Annotated in this window: 19 protein-coding genes; 16 read left to right on the plus strand and 3 right to left on the minus strand. The window is 38.8% G+C overall.

Annotated elements, in window-relative coordinates; translation table 11 throughout:
- Positions 1 to 6 precede the first annotated feature (6 nt).
- The gene (locus AC4HAI_RS00455; RefSeq protein ID WP_491110000.1) at positions 7 to 2,151 is read right to left on the minus strand and encodes a peptide cleavage/export ABC transporter; all 2,145 of its coding nucleotides are present in this window, start codon (positions 2,149 to 2,151) and stop codon (positions 7 to 9) included.
- 241 nt (positions 2,152 to 2,392) lie between these two features.
- On the opposite strand from AC4HAI_RS00455, the gene AC4HAI_RS00460 reads away from it, so the two are divergent.
- From AC4HAI_RS00460 to AC4HAI_RS00530, 15 genes are all read left to right on the plus strand, one after another.
- The gene (locus AC4HAI_RS00460; protein ID WP_491110002.1) at positions 2,393 to 2,575 is read left to right on the plus strand and encodes a Blp family class II bacteriocin; all 183 of its coding nucleotides are present in this window, start codon (positions 2,393 to 2,395) and stop codon (positions 2,573 to 2,575) included.
- Between the two features lie 42 nt (positions 2,576 to 2,617).
- On the plus strand, positions 2,618 to 2,785 hold the full coding sequence (locus AC4HAI_RS00465; RefSeq protein WP_491110003.1) for a hypothetical protein: 168 nt from the start codon (positions 2,618 to 2,620) through the stop codon (positions 2,783 to 2,785).
- A 48-nt stretch (positions 2,786 to 2,833) separates the two neighbouring features.
- Positions 2,834 to 3,025 (plus strand): Blp family class II bacteriocin, encoded by a 192-nt coding sequence (locus AC4HAI_RS00470; RefSeq protein ID WP_491110004.1) that lies wholly within the window; start codon positions 2,834 to 2,836, stop codon positions 3,023 to 3,025.
- Positions 3,026 to 3,716: 691 nt separating this feature from the next.
- Positions 3,717 to 3,884, plus strand: a complete 168-nt coding sequence (locus AC4HAI_RS00475; protein WP_491110005.1) for a hypothetical protein — start codon at positions 3,717 to 3,719, stop codon at positions 3,882 to 3,884.
- 32 nt (positions 3,885 to 3,916) lie between these two features.
- The gene (locus AC4HAI_RS00480; protein ID WP_491110007.1) at positions 3,917 to 4,348 is read left to right on the plus strand and encodes a hypothetical protein; all 432 of its coding nucleotides are present in this window, start codon (positions 3,917 to 3,919) and stop codon (positions 4,346 to 4,348) included.
- A gap of 702 nt (positions 4,349 to 5,050) precedes the next feature.
- Entirely contained in the window at positions 5,051 to 5,296 is a 246-nt protein-coding gene (locus AC4HAI_RS00485) for a hypothetical protein (protein ID WP_491110008.1), read from the plus strand.
- A 139-nt stretch (positions 5,297 to 5,435) separates the two neighbouring features.
- A complete protein-coding gene (locus AC4HAI_RS00490) occupies positions 5,436 to 5,843 on the plus strand; it encodes a hypothetical protein (protein ID WP_491110010.1) in 408 nt (135 codons plus the stop codon).
- Positions 5,844 to 5,973: 130 nt separating this feature from the next.
- Positions 5,974 to 6,279: a bacteriocin immunity family protein gene (locus AC4HAI_RS00495; RefSeq protein ID WP_491110011.1), complete on the plus strand. Its 306-nt coding sequence runs from the start codon at positions 5,974 to 5,976 to the stop codon at positions 6,277 to 6,279.
- Positions 6,280 to 6,671: 392 nt separating this feature from the next.
- Positions 6,672 to 7,676 carry a DUF6568 family protein gene (locus tag AC4HAI_RS00500; protein WP_491110012.1) on the plus strand — a complete coding sequence of 335 codons (1,005 nt, stop codon included), beginning with the start codon at positions 6,672 to 6,674 and terminating at the stop codon, positions 7,674 to 7,676.
- 34 nt (positions 7,677 to 7,710) lie between these two features.
- The gene (locus AC4HAI_RS00505; RefSeq protein WP_491110013.1) at positions 7,711 to 9,045 is read left to right on the plus strand and encodes a YqiA/YcfP family alpha/beta fold hydrolase; all 1,335 of its coding nucleotides are present in this window, start codon (positions 7,711 to 7,713) and stop codon (positions 9,043 to 9,045) included.
- 227 nt (positions 9,046 to 9,272) lie between these two features.
- On the plus strand, positions 9,273 to 9,749 hold the full coding sequence (locus tag AC4HAI_RS00510; RefSeq protein ID WP_491110015.1) for a hypothetical protein: 477 nt from the start codon (positions 9,273 to 9,275) through the stop codon (positions 9,747 to 9,749).
- Between the two features lie 313 nt (positions 9,750 to 10,062).
- Positions 10,063 to 10,242: a Blp family class II bacteriocin gene (locus AC4HAI_RS00515; RefSeq protein WP_491078141.1), complete on the plus strand. Its 180-nt coding sequence runs from the start codon at positions 10,063 to 10,065 to the stop codon at positions 10,240 to 10,242.
- Positions 10,243 to 10,265: 23 nt separating this feature from the next.
- The gene (locus AC4HAI_RS00520) at positions 10,266 to 10,436 is read left to right on the plus strand and encodes a hypothetical protein (RefSeq protein ID WP_491078142.1); all 171 of its coding nucleotides are present in this window, start codon (positions 10,266 to 10,268) and stop codon (positions 10,434 to 10,436) included.
- Between the two features lie 141 nt (positions 10,437 to 10,577).
- Positions 10,578 to 10,955 carry a hypothetical protein gene (locus AC4HAI_RS00525; RefSeq protein WP_491078143.1) on the plus strand — a complete coding sequence of 126 codons (378 nt, stop codon included), beginning with the start codon at positions 10,578 to 10,580 and terminating at the stop codon, positions 10,953 to 10,955.
- A 771-nt stretch (positions 10,956 to 11,726) separates the two neighbouring features.
- Positions 11,727 to 11,945 (plus strand): bacteriocin, encoded by a 219-nt coding sequence (locus AC4HAI_RS00530; protein WP_491078144.1) that lies wholly within the window; start codon positions 11,727 to 11,729, stop codon positions 11,943 to 11,945.
- Between the two features lie 53 nt (positions 11,946 to 11,998).
- Here the strand turns inward: AC4HAI_RS00530 and AC4HAI_RS00535 are convergent, their stop codons facing one another.
- A complete protein-coding gene (locus tag AC4HAI_RS00535; RefSeq protein WP_491110017.1) occupies positions 11,999 to 12,832 on the minus strand; it encodes an exodeoxyribonuclease III in 834 nt (277 codons plus the stop codon).
- Positions 12,833 to 13,053: 221 nt separating this feature from the next.
- Between AC4HAI_RS00535 and AC4HAI_RS00540 the strand changes: the two genes are divergently transcribed.
- Complete coding sequence (locus AC4HAI_RS00540; RefSeq protein WP_491110018.1) at positions 13,054 to 14,313, plus strand: NRAMP family divalent metal transporter; 1,260 nt, start codon at positions 13,054 to 13,056, stop codon at positions 14,311 to 14,313.
- Positions 14,314 to 14,411: 98 nt separating this feature from the next.
- Here AC4HAI_RS00540 and AC4HAI_RS00545 read toward each other — a convergent pair whose 3' ends face one another.
- Entirely contained in the window at positions 14,412 to 14,765 is a 354-nt protein-coding gene (locus AC4HAI_RS00545; protein WP_491078147.1) for a DUF3397 domain-containing protein, read from the minus strand.
- Positions 14,766 to 14,817: the final 52 nt, after the last annotated feature.

Consider the following 14,817-nt stretch of genomic DNA (forward strand, 5'->3'; position numbering starts at 1 on the left):
CTCCTTTTAGTTATGATGCAGTTGATAGTAGAAGCCTTTTGCGTCGATAAGTTCACGGTGCGATCCGGTTTCGATGATTTTCCCCTGATCAAGGACGACGATCTTATCGGTACGCTCTGAAATGCTCAGTCGATGGGCTACGAAGATAATGGTCTTATCGGTCATAGCCATGAGGTTATCGATGACTCGCTTTTCTGTCAAGACATCGAGCCCACTGGTTGCTTCGTCTAAGACGAGAACCTTAGACTTGGTAAGTAGGGCACGTGCTAAGGCTAGCCGTTGTTTCTGTCCGCCAGAGAGACCTGCACCATCAGAGAGTTCGGTCTGATAGCCTAGTGACATTTGCTCAATATCTTGTCTGATCTCTGCCATTTCACAGGCTTTTAGGATGTCTTCTTGACTGATATTGGGATCAGCTCCCAAGGTTAAATTCTCCATGATCGTTCCGCTGAAGATATAGGCTTGTTGGGGGAGATAGTTGATGTGTTGGCGCAGGAGCTTTTTGTCGATGTGTTGGCTGTTGAGGCCGTTGATTGTGATCTCCCCTTGACTCGGTTGGAAAAAGTTGACAATCAGCTTGGCTAAGGTTGTCTTACCAGAGCCACTGATACCGACCAGGCTAATTTTGGAGCCTTGCTTGATGGTGAGATCGATATCTGACAAGGTTGGCCGTCCAAAGCCGTACTTATAAGAAACTCCTGAGAGAGCAATATCACCGTCTAAGGATCCAGTATCGGTTTGTAGAGCCTCTCCTTCAAATTCTGAGGAGACCAAGTAGACTTCGTTGAGGCGGTTGTTGGCTACTCTAGCGGACTGTAGCTTGGTTTGGAGGTTGATGATATTTTCTAAGGGATCAGTGAAATAAGAGAGCAGGGTATTGTAAGCGATGAGCTGACCAATAGTGATTTTATTGGACATGACTAAGCTGGCTCCAAATCCTAAGATAGCGACATTGAGAATGAGTTGTGCTCCCTTTTTGAGAGAGGTTTGTAAGACTTCGTACTTGCCACGTTTGAAAGATTTATCCAGGTAGTCCACAAACTCACTGTCGATATGGCGGTAGCGATTTTCTTCACTGGTGAGAGACTTGATGGTCTCAATCCCATTGATATCTTCGATGATGGCTGAGCTGACCTTACTGTTAGCTTCCATGACATCATTATTCATCTTTTCAAATGGTTTCATAAAGGCCAAAATGATGATGGTATAGATAGGAATGGAGACTAGGGTCATTAAAAAGAGATTAGCATTTTGCAAGAGCAAGACTGCACCAATGACGATAAGGACAGTCAGGTCGAGAAAGACGGAGAGAATGGTTGATGCCAAGGCATCGATGATAGAGTTGGCATCTGAGAAGCGTGAAGTGATCTCTCCGGTACGTCTCGTGGCAAAGAAGGACATGGGCAAGTTAAAGATATGCCGAATGTAGGATAGAATGACATCAATGCTGAGGCGCTGACTCAAAACCTGCAGGAGGTAATCACGTGAGAAAGACATGATCTGCTGGATGATATAGGTGACGACCAAGCCTAGGGATACGATGGTCAGCGTTGAGATCATCTGATTAGGGATATAGGTATCCAGAATGCCTTGGAGATAGTAGGATCCTAAAATATCGATCAAGGTCACTAATAAGCTGGCGATGACGATCTGGGCGATCAAGCCTTTTTGATTGAGGATCAGGGGCAGTAGGCTAAAGAGCCCGTTTTTCTTATCCTTGTGAGGCTTGTAAGCAGGCTGAGGTGATAGGAAAATAGCGACCCCATCCCATTCCTTTTCAAAGTCTTTTTTGGACATTTTGGTGATCTTGACACTAGGATCAGGATCACCGATAATGATATGATTTTTAGTTTCCTTATAGACGACATAATAATGGAGAAGGTTGCCTTCTTTGACGACATGGGCGATGAAGGGATAAGGGACATCGTCCAGATCAAAGAGCTCCATATCTGCTCGGATGGCGCGTGTTTCAAAGCCAATAGCTTTGGCAGCTTCGACGATTCCTAGTGCTGTCGTCCCTTCTCTATCTGTTTTGGCTAGCTCTCGTAGATGGGCTAGGGAATAGTGGGATCCGTAATGCTTGGCAAGGGATGCCAAAGCAGCAACCCCACAATCTCGCTCATCGACCTGAGGAACGTACTTATAAAACATAGGTCTTCCTTTCTTTTTAGACGTGCCTCTATTATGCCAGAAATTTTTAAGAATGGAGGGTTATTGCCTGAATGGTCGATTTTTCACCCTGAACGGTCAAAGTTGCAATTTATTTTGACTATTCAGGGTGAAATTAAAGCTATTTAGGACATATGCGTGCACAGTCAAAAAAATTAGGTATACTGAAGATGTCGCTTGGCCAAGCAGACAAAAAAACTTTAAATCGAAAGAGGAGATTATTATGAATACAATGACAATCGAAAAATTTGAACTTATGGATAACCAAGAGCTTGCTGCTGTTGAAGGTGGCGGCTGGATACGTTGTACAGTTGGAACAGCAGGAGGAACAATTACTGGAGCTGCAATTGCTGGTCCTTGGGGAGCCTTGGGTGGTGGTCTTACTGGTGCTGCAACATTTTGTTAGTACTAACATGACAACTGCTATTGTATAAAAGGCTTTATATGTATGACAGTTAAGCTAAAATTATTTTTCGCTCTTTTCGTTACACTTTTAGGTGTTCATCTGCTGTTTGATTCACCAGAATTGTGGCGGAAAGTCTTAGGTGTGGTAGGAACTGGATTACTACTGTTTGGTATCTACTCTAAGGATAAAAAATCGCAAAGCAATAAATAAATCAGTTATAATGAATTATGTAAATTAATTTTAAAGATTGGAGTTATTATGCTTAAAGTATTTGAACAATTTGAAATTATTGATAATGACGACCTCGCTGTTGTAGAAGGTGGCAAATGTAGCTGGGCTGGTGCTGGTCGTGCTGCAAGTTTTGGAGCTATCTTGGGATCAGGTGGTGGAGCAGTAGGTGGTATTGGAGGAGCTGTCGGAGGAGCGGTACTTTATGCTGCCACATGTTGATATTGATTAATTATTTGTATAAAATAAAGTGAAGGCACCATAGTTACACCTTATTTTATTTGGGTAATATCATAATATTTTGTAATAGCATTATGCCATCGCTAAAGGGTTTCATTTTATATGCAATGACAGCAATGATTTTTGTGATCATTTTGTTATTGCTAAGGAAGGCAGAAAAGTTAAGCACAGAAAAGTTTAAAATGCTGGTAGCCTTGGTGCTCATCATGTATATTGCTGATTTTGTGGTGAGACTGATTTTTCCTTCGTGACAAGTCTATCATTATAGTTTTTGATTGGGAAACATCTTTGTTATCACTGGAATTTCGCCATTTTCATATACTGTTATTACTCATCAAACAAACAAGTCTAAGAGATTCTCTCTAACTTGTTTGGATCTCTACTTTATCTTGTAAAAATATAAGGAATTTCAGCTAACAGAGATATCCTAACAACCTTTATCGAATCATTAACCTTTGTCAGGCAGTGGCTGTTCAACAGCTGCTGCCCTATTTTTTAGTCTGAATCAGACCTAATTTTATATCATGATCAGTTATTTGAGAAAAATTTTGACCATTCAGGGCAAAATCAGAACCATTCAGGGAATAGGCGTGCACGTTCCAAAAATTTAGGTATACTAAGGGTGTCGCTTGGCCAAGCAGACAAAAACTTTAAATCGAAAGAGGAGATTATTATGACTACAAAGACAATTGATAAATTTGAAATGATGGACGATCAAGCACTGGCTTCTATTGAAGGTGGGTTCTTTCCTGTTTGGCCAGGTGATTATGGTTACGATCCTAGATTTCCCGGTCGCTTGGTTTTAAAAGATGGTGCATTTGAACGTATTGTTATTGCCTAGCAGTTACCCTGTATATGCTAGAAAGCTCTAATGTGATTTTTGATAATTCTTTTATTATGATGGTTATAAAACAATTAAGTTCAGCAGCTTTACGATGGATCAGATTGGGGGCTTCCTTTATGGGTTTGTTGGCTGTTAATCTATCCATTTATGCTATAGATTCCGATGAAGCCATATGGCTTTGGTTGCCGCTAGGTGTTTTATCTGCGTTTTCTTTTATAGTTGCTTATTTTGTCCATATGGAACTTAAAAAGCGTCCTGTAGTGGAACAGAGCTTTCCATTGTACGAAACTTTTATTGTTGTACTTATTGCTTTGTTTTTAATTTTTATTTTGGGCTCTTATGTGGCTATTGTGACTGATGATAATTCTCAACGAGTAGCTTTAGTTATCCTTCTTGTCCTTTTAATTATTACGATTATTTGGAACTTGATAAGCTTTATCCGTTTACATAAAAAACGCTAGGTTGAACTGTATCCTGAAGGTGAAGTACAAAATCTAGTCTTGTTGTTAATTTATGGTGTAAGTGCTGTTGAGTTACTGTTTACATAGATTACACTATCTCCAAATGGTTTTATCTTATACCTAATAACATTAATAATTATTTTGTTATTGCTAAAGAGGGTAGGAAAGTTAAGCTCAGAAAAGTTTAAAATGCTGGTAGCCTTGGTGCGCATCATGTATATCGCTGATTTTGTAGCTAGACTGATTTTTCCTTCGTGATAATCCTATCTTTATAGTTTTGGATGGAGAATATCTTTTGTTATTGCTGGTATTTACTCTTTTCATATACTGTTATTACTCACCAAACGAACAAGTCTAAGAGATTCTCTCTAACTTGTTTGGATCTCTACTTTATCTTGTAAAAATATAAGGAATTTCAGCTAACAGAGATATCCTAACAACCTTTATCGAATCATTAACCTTTGTCAGGCAGTGGCTGTTTAACAGCTACTGATTTATTTTTCAGGTTGCACCATTCAATTCACGTGATGGGCATTGGATTTGAGAAAACTGTTGCTAAAATTGACCATTCAGGGCAAAATCGGAACCATTCAGGACATAGCCGTGCACGGGATAATATTTGAGGTATACTAAGAATATCAATCAGATGAACTTGAAGCATAAGTAGTTAGAGACTGATTGAAAAGAATGGAGGATTGGTTGATGAAAAAGACAAGAGATCGTTTTAATAAATTGTTTAATATAACCTCTCCTAAAACTAGCTCAGCGGAATATACTTTAATCAAGAGAGTTACGATTTTTCTGGGTATCGCCTTGCTTATAGTATTCGCTATCAATACTATTATAAGTATCGTAGAAAAAATTCCTCTTATCGATATGAATTTAATTTTTTTAGTTGTTATATTTTTACTAGATCTATCGATTCTTCTAGGCTATAAATTAAAATGATTTCAGATTGCAGTTATATTGTTAGATAGTCTTGCAAGAGAATTATAATTTAAACAGTGATATTAGCAGTCTAATAAATTGAGATGTATTGAATGTTTCTAATTTAGTGTATAGTTGGTTTAAATAGGGAGATATAAAAGTGATGGAAGATAAAAAGCGTTCAAGACCTCGTTTCGATTTCAATAAAAGTAAGATTACAGCTGTTTTACCTATTTTATTTCTTGTGCTTATGGGGATAAAAATATATGTAAGTTTACAAAAAGGGACAGATATTATTGATCATCTTTTTGCTTTTGAATTCGTGTTTTTTATTTGTCTATTGATGGAATTTATTTTGACAAAAACTTTTGAAATGAAGCCCGGTCGTTTGGACAACAGTCGTCTATCAGCCCGCATTTATCTATTTGGTTTTATAGGATTGGCTATTATAAATTTTTTATTGTATAAGATAGAGCAAGAGCCTTTAATGAATACCTATCTTGTCTTAATGCTTTTAATGGCTTTTGTCTCATGGTTAGACTGGCTGATTGAAAAGTTTAAGAGATAATTGCTAACATCCTATTGTTTACTTTGGCGAGAGAATCCTTTTATAGAGAGTGATTGTCTAGTCAGGTGAAATTAGATAGCTATAATGTGGTCTTCTCTATGAATTCTGATGAGTTTTGGAGGTAGTTTTGGTGTTTCTAGGAAAAAATAAGAAAAAAAGTGCACAAGAAGTAGAGTTATTAGCCTTGATTACAAGAGCTCTGAAAAACGACATGTCTTCTGTAGAGCGAAAAGCTTTGGAAGAGGCGAAGCTCAGTCTAGAAAAAGGGGAGTATCTTCCTAGAGTTGTCAGGGATCTGGAAGTTGCTCTGCGCCCTTTAGCTATTCGGTCTGAATTGACTGACTTCCTTAAGCTGGTTTATCGTAAGCTCAATGATCCTTCTTTTCAGGAAAAGGGACTTGGTGTGGGGTTGTCGATGTTTGGGAACTATTTTTAAATGGACTTAATTTATCATGAAAGGTCAGGGAGGATGTATCCTCCTCTTTTTTAGTTGCTAGGGTGGAATCTAGGATAGTGATTGTTTAATTTTTAGCTGAGAATACTTAGCTTATCTGAGATTTCATTATTGCCTGAGCGGTCATTATCAAAGAAATTTTGAGTCGATTTTGACCATTCAGGGCAAAAATAGAACCATTCAGGGAATAAGCGTGCACGCACCAAAAATTTAGGTATACTAATGGTGTTGCTTGGCCAAGCACATTACTATAGTTTTGTCGCTAATACCATGAGAGATTTCACATGGTGATAGCAATATAAATAAAGTATAAATGATATTAGCTGTTCTGAAATAAAGAGCAGGGTAATGTTTTCATTCAAAAGGAGAAGATTATGAAATTTTATAAGTCAGTTTTACTATTTTCAGCGGGTGTTTTACTTTTTGCAGGAGGCGCTGTGTCTGCAGATGAGGCAGTAGCAGGTTCATCATCAGCTGCTAGTGATGTTGCAGTAGTAGAAAATGAAAATGCGGCATCATCAGTAGGTACAGCTAGTCAATCACCTGATTCTACGGTTCCTTCTGATAGCGTTTCAGCTCCAAGCTCTGAGTCGACTTCAGATACAGCTACTAGTTCTGAGCAGGTAGGAACAGCAGATCAAACAACTGAGCCAGTGGTTCAAGAACAACCTTCCCCAGAAACTCCGGAAGCTCATCAAGAAGTTGCACCTGAGTCTACACCAGCTCAATCAACTGAAGCAGAGCAACCTGAGTCTTTATCTGTAGAGGCCTATGAAGAAAATGTTGCTGATTTTAATAAGGCTACTATGGCAGATGTTTATCAGATGTTTGATGATGAAGAAGGTAGCTATACTCTGTATATCGGTCGTCCAACTTGTCATTACTGCCGTGATTTCTCTCCCGTTCTTAAAGAGTTTAATGAACTGACGGGTAAACAAGTATACTATCTTAATACTGACAATCCTGATTTCACACCAGCTTCTAAGGAATTTTTGAGAGGTAAAATTGGTGCCTATGCTACGCCAACAGTTCTTCATCTAGAGAAGGGTAAGATCGTGTCAGGCCAAGTAGGTAGTGGTGGTACTGCCCAAGAATTGTATGATAAAGTCTTTGTAAAAACCAATGAGACTAACGAAGCTCAGTCAAATGAAGCTCAGTCAAATGAAGCACAAAATACTTCTGTCCCAGCAAATAATGATCACGTATCTCAGCCGGCACAAAGTTCTGCTGTGGAAGAACCTAATGAAAAAACTCAACTAGAAACGAGCAATAAGGGGGTCACTTCTCCAAACCAATATGACCACATTAGACTATTTAAAGAAGTCTTAACTACAGCAAAATCTTGGATCACGAGTCTTTTAGATATGTTGAAAGCCTAAAAAGCTACCTTGTAATGGGGAAAGGAAAATTATAATGCAGATCACACGTTATAAGCGACGTAAAGTTAAAAAGAGGTGGGTAAGTGTCGCAGTTGTTGCCTTAGCCAGTGTTTCACTGCTGATAGCAGGGGGATCAGCTGTCAGTGCCGACACATCAGCTCCTGCCACGGATCAAACCGTTGTGATTAGTGAACAGCAGGTACAAGAACCCTTGGATGAAGGAGCGGTTGGATCAGATGAAAATACTGTGCCAACAGAGGTTGCAACGTCATCTCCAGAGGTCTCTCATGATGTCACTGCTCAAAATGACAGTCACTCCACGGATCTAGAAGCGGTCTCAGTCTCACCATCTGTGACTGATGAGAGTCAAACTGACGTCCAAGCTGATTCTTATAAGGAGCATGTATCAACTGTCGCTCCCAGTGCAAGTAGACCTGCTTCCTCAGGAACGATTGTTTCCGTTGATTCTGGACAAGAACCGCTGACGACTACGGCTCATCCTAAGACATCAGAAATAGCAGAAGAGAAGGCTCTCAAGGGTCAAGATTTTGTTTCGGATGACGAGAGAGCTACCATTGGAAAGATTGTGGATGGCAGATCATCTGGTATTTCGTCACTAGATGCGGCAGCCCTGACTTCTGAATTTGAAAAAGCGCGTTTAAAGGGAGCTACAGATGCGACTGTTCTGACAGAGGTTCAAAACTCTGGAAAGGTCATTCCTTCTAATCTGACTTATCTCAGTGATTTTTATGATGATAAAACAGGAACAAGTGGAACAGCTTTTAAGGATCAGGCTAGTGATAAGGTCATCATTGCCTATACAGGGACAAATAGGGAGAGCAATGATCTGCAGGATACGCTTGGTGCTGATATCATGGGGATTGGATTAGCTCGAGGTCAGCATTATCAACCTGCTTATGACTTTTATGATAAGATCGTTGGTCAGTATGGTGCGGCTCATGTTGTTATTACAGGTCATTCGTTAGGGGGGAATCTTGCCCAGCGAGTCGCTTTGAAGAAAAATCATTCTGAGACCGTTGTTTATAATGCTGCCCCACTTTATATTCCTGCTGTTGCTTATCTTGGTAACAAGGTTTATGATTCTTTACGTAAAGATTTTGACCTGCCTTCTAATAAGGAAGAAGCTAGGCAAACGATAGCTGATATCAAAAATGATATGAAGCAATTTACTGGTCATGTCATCAGAATTACAACGCAGAAGGACTGGCTCAATAATATGTCTCGTCTCTTAGGTGCTGTTAATCTTGGTGAAGAGTATATCATCAGCAACTCTGGCAACCATGATTTACAAGGGATTGCCAATGATGAGAGGCAAGTGGCTAGTGTTAAAGAGTTCGTGAGTCTTTGATTAGTTTACAGATAGTGGTGAGAAAGCGATTTATTGATAAAGCTATTGAATTGTTTTCTCTGTGCGGTCACTACTTTCATGAAACGGTTATTTTATTTAAGATTAAATTATGTTATGATAGAGTTCATAATTGATCCGGTCTTTGTTACTGGGTGGATTGATTATAGCCATATCTATAAGTGGACCGATGATATTAATGATTTGGTCTCGTTATTTAAGGAGGAATTATGTCACCAATTGAAAAAATGGAAAATACTGTTAGACGTTTTAATGTGCTTGTCTTGATTCTGGGAATCTTACATATTGTAAGAAATACTATAAGTGTTTTTGTAATTATATGGGGAAAATCTATGCTTGACAGTGGTCAATTTAAAGATCAAGGTTTAAGTAAAGCACAGCTCGATATACTGGAAAAAAGCTATAGCCCATTAGCGATAGCTGTTGCAATTATCGCAGTGATCATTGGTATTGCGATTGTTGTTATTGCCAGTCGTAATTTTAAAAGCCTAAACGATGAAAGAGGTGTCACCCCTTTGGGAGCTTATCTGGGGATTGCTTTAGTTGTCATCCAGCTGATCTTTTCACTTACGATTACGATTAATGTATGGAGCTTTATTTTACCGATCGTTTATCTAGTTCTTTATGGTTTGGCTGCTAAGCAAATGATGACATTCAATCGAGAAAGAAAAACAGTACAAGAGTAAGTTTTTCAGAGAGATAAATTATTCGAGATAAAAAATCAACTGGTGATTGCCAGTTGATTTTTTAGTGATATTATTTTTAATTCAAATTTATTGCCTTTCTCTTTTATGGGCTTATCGTATATTGGTTATATCAAGCGATGCCTGAACGGTCGCTTTTTCACCCTGAATGGTCAAAACAACAACTTATTTTAACCGTTTAGGATGAAAATAGAACTATTTAGGCTATAAGCGTGCTTGCCCTAAAACTTTAGGTATACTAAAGATATCGCTTGGCCAAGCAGACAAAAAACTTTAAATCGAAAAGGAGATTATTATGACTACAAAGACAATTAATAAATTTGAAGTGATGGACGATCAAGCACTGGCTTCTATTGAAGGCGGTGTAGTAGGTGTTGTTATTGGTGCAGCTGGTTTGGCTATAGCTGCTGCTCAAGGAGCATATTGGCTTGGTCAGGTACAAGCTGAAGCAGCTTATAATCGTAAGCATCGTTAATATGGTAGTATGGAGGTATACACATGACTAGTCTTGATAAATTTGATTTTTTAAGTATTGACGAACTATCAGAGTATAGTGGTGGAAAATGTCCGAGAGCTGCCTGGCTTATTGGTGGACTAGCTGGAGGATATTTCTATTGCCTGGGTTATAATAATAAGACTCGAGAAATGGAAAGAAATTATGGTAAATAAAGTTTACACCAAATGTTTTGTTTAAACATTGATCTTGATCATTGAGTATAGTAAGTATTGGTTGTCTGGAGTATTGTTCTCTATTTTTAAAATATTCTAGTGCAATAAAACAAGTCTCTATAAAGGAAAGGAAAATCAGTAATGTATGCCGGGAAAAAGATGCTTATAGCTGCTGATATTATAGCTTTAGTAATTATTTTACTTAATAGTTTAGCTTTACTCCCAAAATTTATGCTAAGTTTAGCAAGTAGGAGGTGGTCAGAGTTACTCTTAACGAGTTTCATTCTTTCTGTGCTTCTTCTGACAATTTATCTTCTTATTCAGTTTTATTTCAAATTGAATAAGAACCAAAATATCACATCTATATCTTTTGGCCTTGGTTCTCTTGTGCTTTCCATAATTATATTTGTGAATGGTGTTCTAAATTATGGAAGTCTTCCTGTTCTTGTATGCTATGCCCAATGGTTAATTTTATTGGGGTGTGTTCTTCTTGTAGAAGAATATAAAAAAGTGAAATAATTATTTTTAGGCAGTAGTCATTAATTCTACTGCTTAATTTTATTGGTTTGAATATATAGCAATGTTAAGATTATAGTTTTTATTTAACTGAATAGTTGTGTTTTGAAAATTTACAAAGACGACCATTCAAGATAAATTGAGTATATAGAATCTAAGACTTAAATTATGTTTAGTTAATCAAATTATTAGTTAAATGAACTAAATGGGTAATGTGATGAATACCATCGAAGGGGATAAATAGCATATGGATAATAAAAATGTTAAGGCATTGACCCTAGACCAAGCAAATATAAAAGGTGGCTGGAAACCAGTTGCTACTAGTCCAGTATTTGGACTAGTATTGGTCTGCATATTGCTCAAAAGATATTAAAAAATAGATTTCTACAGTAAATTAAAGAGATAGGCTACTTTTACTGTTATTATTCATTAAACGAACCAGTCCAAAGGTTCTATTTGACTTGTTTAGTTCTTTCCTTTATCTTGTAGAATATAAGAAATATCAGTGAATAGAGGTATTTCCAATATCCTTCATCGAATCATTAACCTTTGTAAATCAGTAGCTGTTTAACAGCTACTGATTTATTTTTCAGGTTGCACCATTCAATTCATGTGATGAGCATTGGATTTGAGAAAACTGTTGCTAAAATTGACCGTTCAGGGCAAAAATAGAACCATTCAGGGAATAGGCGTGTACGTTCCAAAAATTTAGGTATACTATGGGTGTCGCTTGGCCAAGCAGACAAAAAACTTTAAATCGAAAAGGAGATTATTATGACTACAATGACTATTGATAAATTTGAACTTATGGATAACCAAGAGCTTGCTGCTGTTGAAGGTGGTTATTTTAGCGGTGACATAGGCTGTTATCCTCTGATAGCGGGGGGAATGCGTAGAAGGCAACAGCATATTATTTATATACCTGGAGAAGGTTACTATGATACATCTGGAATTTCTACTCGACCTGTTAATTCTTGTGGACTACCACGTTGATAAGGTTAAAAAATAAATCACCTGTACGTTTGTGCAGGTGATTTTAACTGGAGTTATGATATCTCTATCTCCAGTACAATAGGTCCGTGGTCTTGGCGGTCTCCGGAGTCGATCATGTCGGAGGTGATGATCTTATCAGCGATACGGTTGCTGGTTAGCCAGTAGTCGATGCGCCAGCCAGTGTTATTGATTTTGCTGGTCTTGCTGCGCTGTGCCCACCAGGTGTAGCGATCTGGGATATCTCCGTGCACATGGCGGAAGGTATCGGTAAAGCCTTTAGCAAGCAGGTTCGTGAAGCCCTCGCGTTCTTCATCGGTGAAACCGGGTGAGCGACGATTGCTGCTGGGATTAGCAAGGTCAATTTCCTTATGGGCGACATTGTAATCCCCGCTGGCTAGGACAGGTTTTTGGGCATCGAGTTTCGCTAAATATTCAGCATACTTGATATCCCAGAGCTGACGCTCCTCTAAGCGTTTGAGGCCATCACCGGCATTTGGCGTATAGACGGTAGTGACAAAAAAGTTTTCGAACTCCAGTGTAATGATGCGCCCCTCACTGTCCATGGTAGAGGGTGCCCCGATTTCTGGGTAGGTAATTGCAGGTTCTGGTAGGCTCTTTTTGTAGAGAAAGAGGGTTCCGGCATACCCTTTGCGAGCTGGTTCGACGGAAGAACGCCAGACGTGATGGTAGTCTGGGAAGTAATCTGCTAGGATTTGTAAGTGTTTTTTGGTAGGTCCTTTGGCAGAAAGTTTGGTCTCTTGAATGCCAATGATATCTGCATCTTGGGCTACCAGGGTATCGATCACTTGACGTGAGAGCTGTGCCCGACTAGAATCGCTAGTCAGAGCGGCGTTGAGAGAATCTATATTCCATGAAATCAGTTTCATATCGTTTTCCTTTATTGATAATTTTGTGCCCTTTCATTATAGCAAAATGCCTAGAGGCAAGCGACTATTTAAAAGCAAACTAGCAGTGATACTGTCTGTTCATAGAAATTGAAAAAATTGTGAAATTTCAGAAAAAACAGTTGACAGCTGCAGGGGATGTCATTATAATAGGTGTAAATTTGACAGAAAAGTCAGAAAATTCTATGAATAGAGGTATTTTTATGGCAGAACAATCACAATCTACCTGGCAAACTAAGATAAAGGCTCTGGGACCTGGGATCATCACGGCCTCTGCAGCTGTTGGTGGCTCACATATCGTCTCCTCTACACAAGCCGGCGCCCGATTTGGATGGTCTTTAGCTATTTTGGTCCTCTTGGTCAATCTTTTTAAATACCCTTTTTTCCGTTTTGGTTCTCAATATACGGCTGAGACCGGTAAGAACTTGGTTGAAGGCTATGCCGAAAAAGGGAAAGCTTATCTTTGGATTTACTTTATTCTCAACATTTTCTCAGCTGTGGTTAATACAGCGGGGGTTGGTATCTTGTGTGCAGCCATTGTCAAAAATGTGCTCCCTGCATCGTGGGGAATTTCCATCCAAAGTTTGACTTCTATCATTATTGTCATTATTTGGGGGATGTTGCTCCTTGGAGGCTATCGTTTTCTTGATGGTCTGTCCAAATGGATCATTTCACTGCTTACGATTGCGACGATTGGTGCGGTTGTCATTGCGCTTTTCAAGCACCGTGAGTTAGCGCCTGGATTTGTTCCAACATCACCATGGGATATCAAGTCTCTCCCCTTCATGATTTCACTCATGGGATGGATGCCTGCCCCAATCGAGATCTCAACCCTAAATTCCCTCTGGGCTGTTGAAAAACGGAAAGTAGTAGACGTTAATGAAGAAGATGCCCTCTTTGACTTTAACGTTGGTTATATCGGGACAGCGATTCTTGCCTTCTTTTTCCTTGCATTGGGAGCACTGATTCAGTATGGTAGTACAGAAATTGTTGCTGGTAAGTCAGCTGATTACATTGCTCAATTCGTTCACATGTATGCAGCAACATTTGGTGATTGGGCTGTGCCATTTATTAGCTTCATCGCTTTCTTGTGTATTTTTGGTACTGTAATCACAGTTATCGATGGCTACTCTCGTGCCAACAATGCTGCGCTTAGCCTGCTCATGGGTAAGAAAGAATCCTCAAAATCTTCCTTGATTACTTGGATGACGGTGACAGCAGTAGCTGGTTTGGTTATCGTTTACGGCTTTTCAGGTGAAGTGGCACGCATGCTTAGTTTCGCTATGATTGGGTCATTTATTACAACCCCATTCTTTGCCTACCTTAACTATAGCCTGATCAAATCTAAAGGTAAAAAACTACCAGCCTGGCTAGATTGGCTATCAATTGCTGGTTTGATTTTCCTCTTTGGCTTTGCCATCTTCTTTATCTACGCTTGGTTATCAGGTGCCGCAGGTATTTAAAATATAAGGCTGTTAAGCGACCAAAAGGAAATAAATTTATTAGTATAAATATAAAAAAAACTGTCCTTCTTTGTAAATAAAGGGGGACAGGTTTGTTCTTATTTTAGTGCGATTAGGACAACGGTAACGATATAAAAAATAGCTGTAAGTAAATAGCCCATCCGCCAGTAGAGCTTAAGAAAACGTCGATAGGAAAAAATTTTAATGTTGCCTACTTTTCGAAGCATGAATAGGCAGGTCGCAATAGCGAGTAGACACATCATCAGAAGATACTGAGGTAAGAAGCTGTGTGTGAAATAGCGATTAGACATCCAGAGAATGGCTAGTGTTAAAAAAGGTAAACTAATATCGGGAAATTTGATCGTAAAGCGTGTGAGATCAAAATAGCGCACTAAAAACTGAGCCAGAAAAGGAATTAAAAAGAAATAAATTATAGCGAAAAGATAGATCATGAGTTTATTTTATCGCTAAACGGTTTTAAAGTAAACTTTTTCTATCAAAAAG

It is taken from the genome of Streptococcus sp. ALY_208 (assembly GCF_058314295.1).

Coding starts and splice junctions, on each gene's coding strand:
- AC4HAI_RS00455 (WP_491110000.1), bottom strand. CDS start 2,151: ATGTTTTATAAGTACGTTCCTCAGGTCGATGAGCGAGATTGTGGGGTT.
- AC4HAI_RS00460 (WP_491110002.1), top strand. CDS start 2,393: ATGAATACAATGACAATCGAAAAATTTGAACTTATGGATAACCAAGAG.
- AC4HAI_RS00465 (WP_491110003.1), top strand. CDS start 2,618: ATGACAGTTAAGCTAAAATTATTTTTCGCTCTTTTCGTTACACTTTTA.
- AC4HAI_RS00470 (WP_491110004.1), top strand. CDS start 2,834: ATGCTTAAAGTATTTGAACAATTTGAAATTATTGATAATGACGACCTC.
- AC4HAI_RS00475 (WP_491110005.1), top strand. CDS start 3,717: ATGACTACAAAGACAATTGATAAATTTGAAATGATGGACGATCAAGCA.
- AC4HAI_RS00485 (WP_491110008.1), top strand. CDS start 5,051: ATGAAAAAGACAAGAGATCGTTTTAATAAATTGTTTAATATAACCTCT.
- AC4HAI_RS00500 (WP_491110012.1), top strand. CDS start 6,672: ATGAAATTTTATAAGTCAGTTTTACTATTTTCAGCGGGTGTTTTACTT.
- AC4HAI_RS00505 (WP_491110013.1), top strand. CDS start 7,711: ATGCAGATCACACGTTATAAGCGACGTAAAGTTAAAAAGAGGTGGGTA.
- AC4HAI_RS00510 (WP_491110015.1), top strand. CDS start 9,273: ATGTCACCAATTGAAAAAATGGAAAATACTGTTAGACGTTTTAATGTG.
- AC4HAI_RS00515 (WP_491078141.1), top strand. CDS start 10,063: ATGACTACAAAGACAATTAATAAATTTGAAGTGATGGACGATCAAGCA.
- AC4HAI_RS00520 (WP_491078142.1), top strand. CDS start 10,266: ATGACTAGTCTTGATAAATTTGATTTTTTAAGTATTGACGAACTATCA.
- AC4HAI_RS00525 (WP_491078143.1), top strand. CDS start 10,578: ATGTATGCCGGGAAAAAGATGCTTATAGCTGCTGATATTATAGCTTTA.
- AC4HAI_RS00530 (WP_491078144.1), top strand. CDS start 11,727: ATGACTACAATGACTATTGATAAATTTGAACTTATGGATAACCAAGAG.
- AC4HAI_RS00535 (WP_491110017.1), bottom strand. CDS start 12,832: ATGAAACTGATTTCATGGAATATAGATTCTCTCAACGCCGCTCTGACT.
- AC4HAI_RS00540 (WP_491110018.1), top strand. CDS start 13,054: ATGGCAGAACAATCACAATCTACCTGGCAAACTAAGATAAAGGCTCTG.
- AC4HAI_RS00545 (WP_491078147.1), bottom strand. CDS start 14,765: ATGATCTATCTTTTCGCTATAATTTATTTCTTTTTAATTCCTTTTCTG.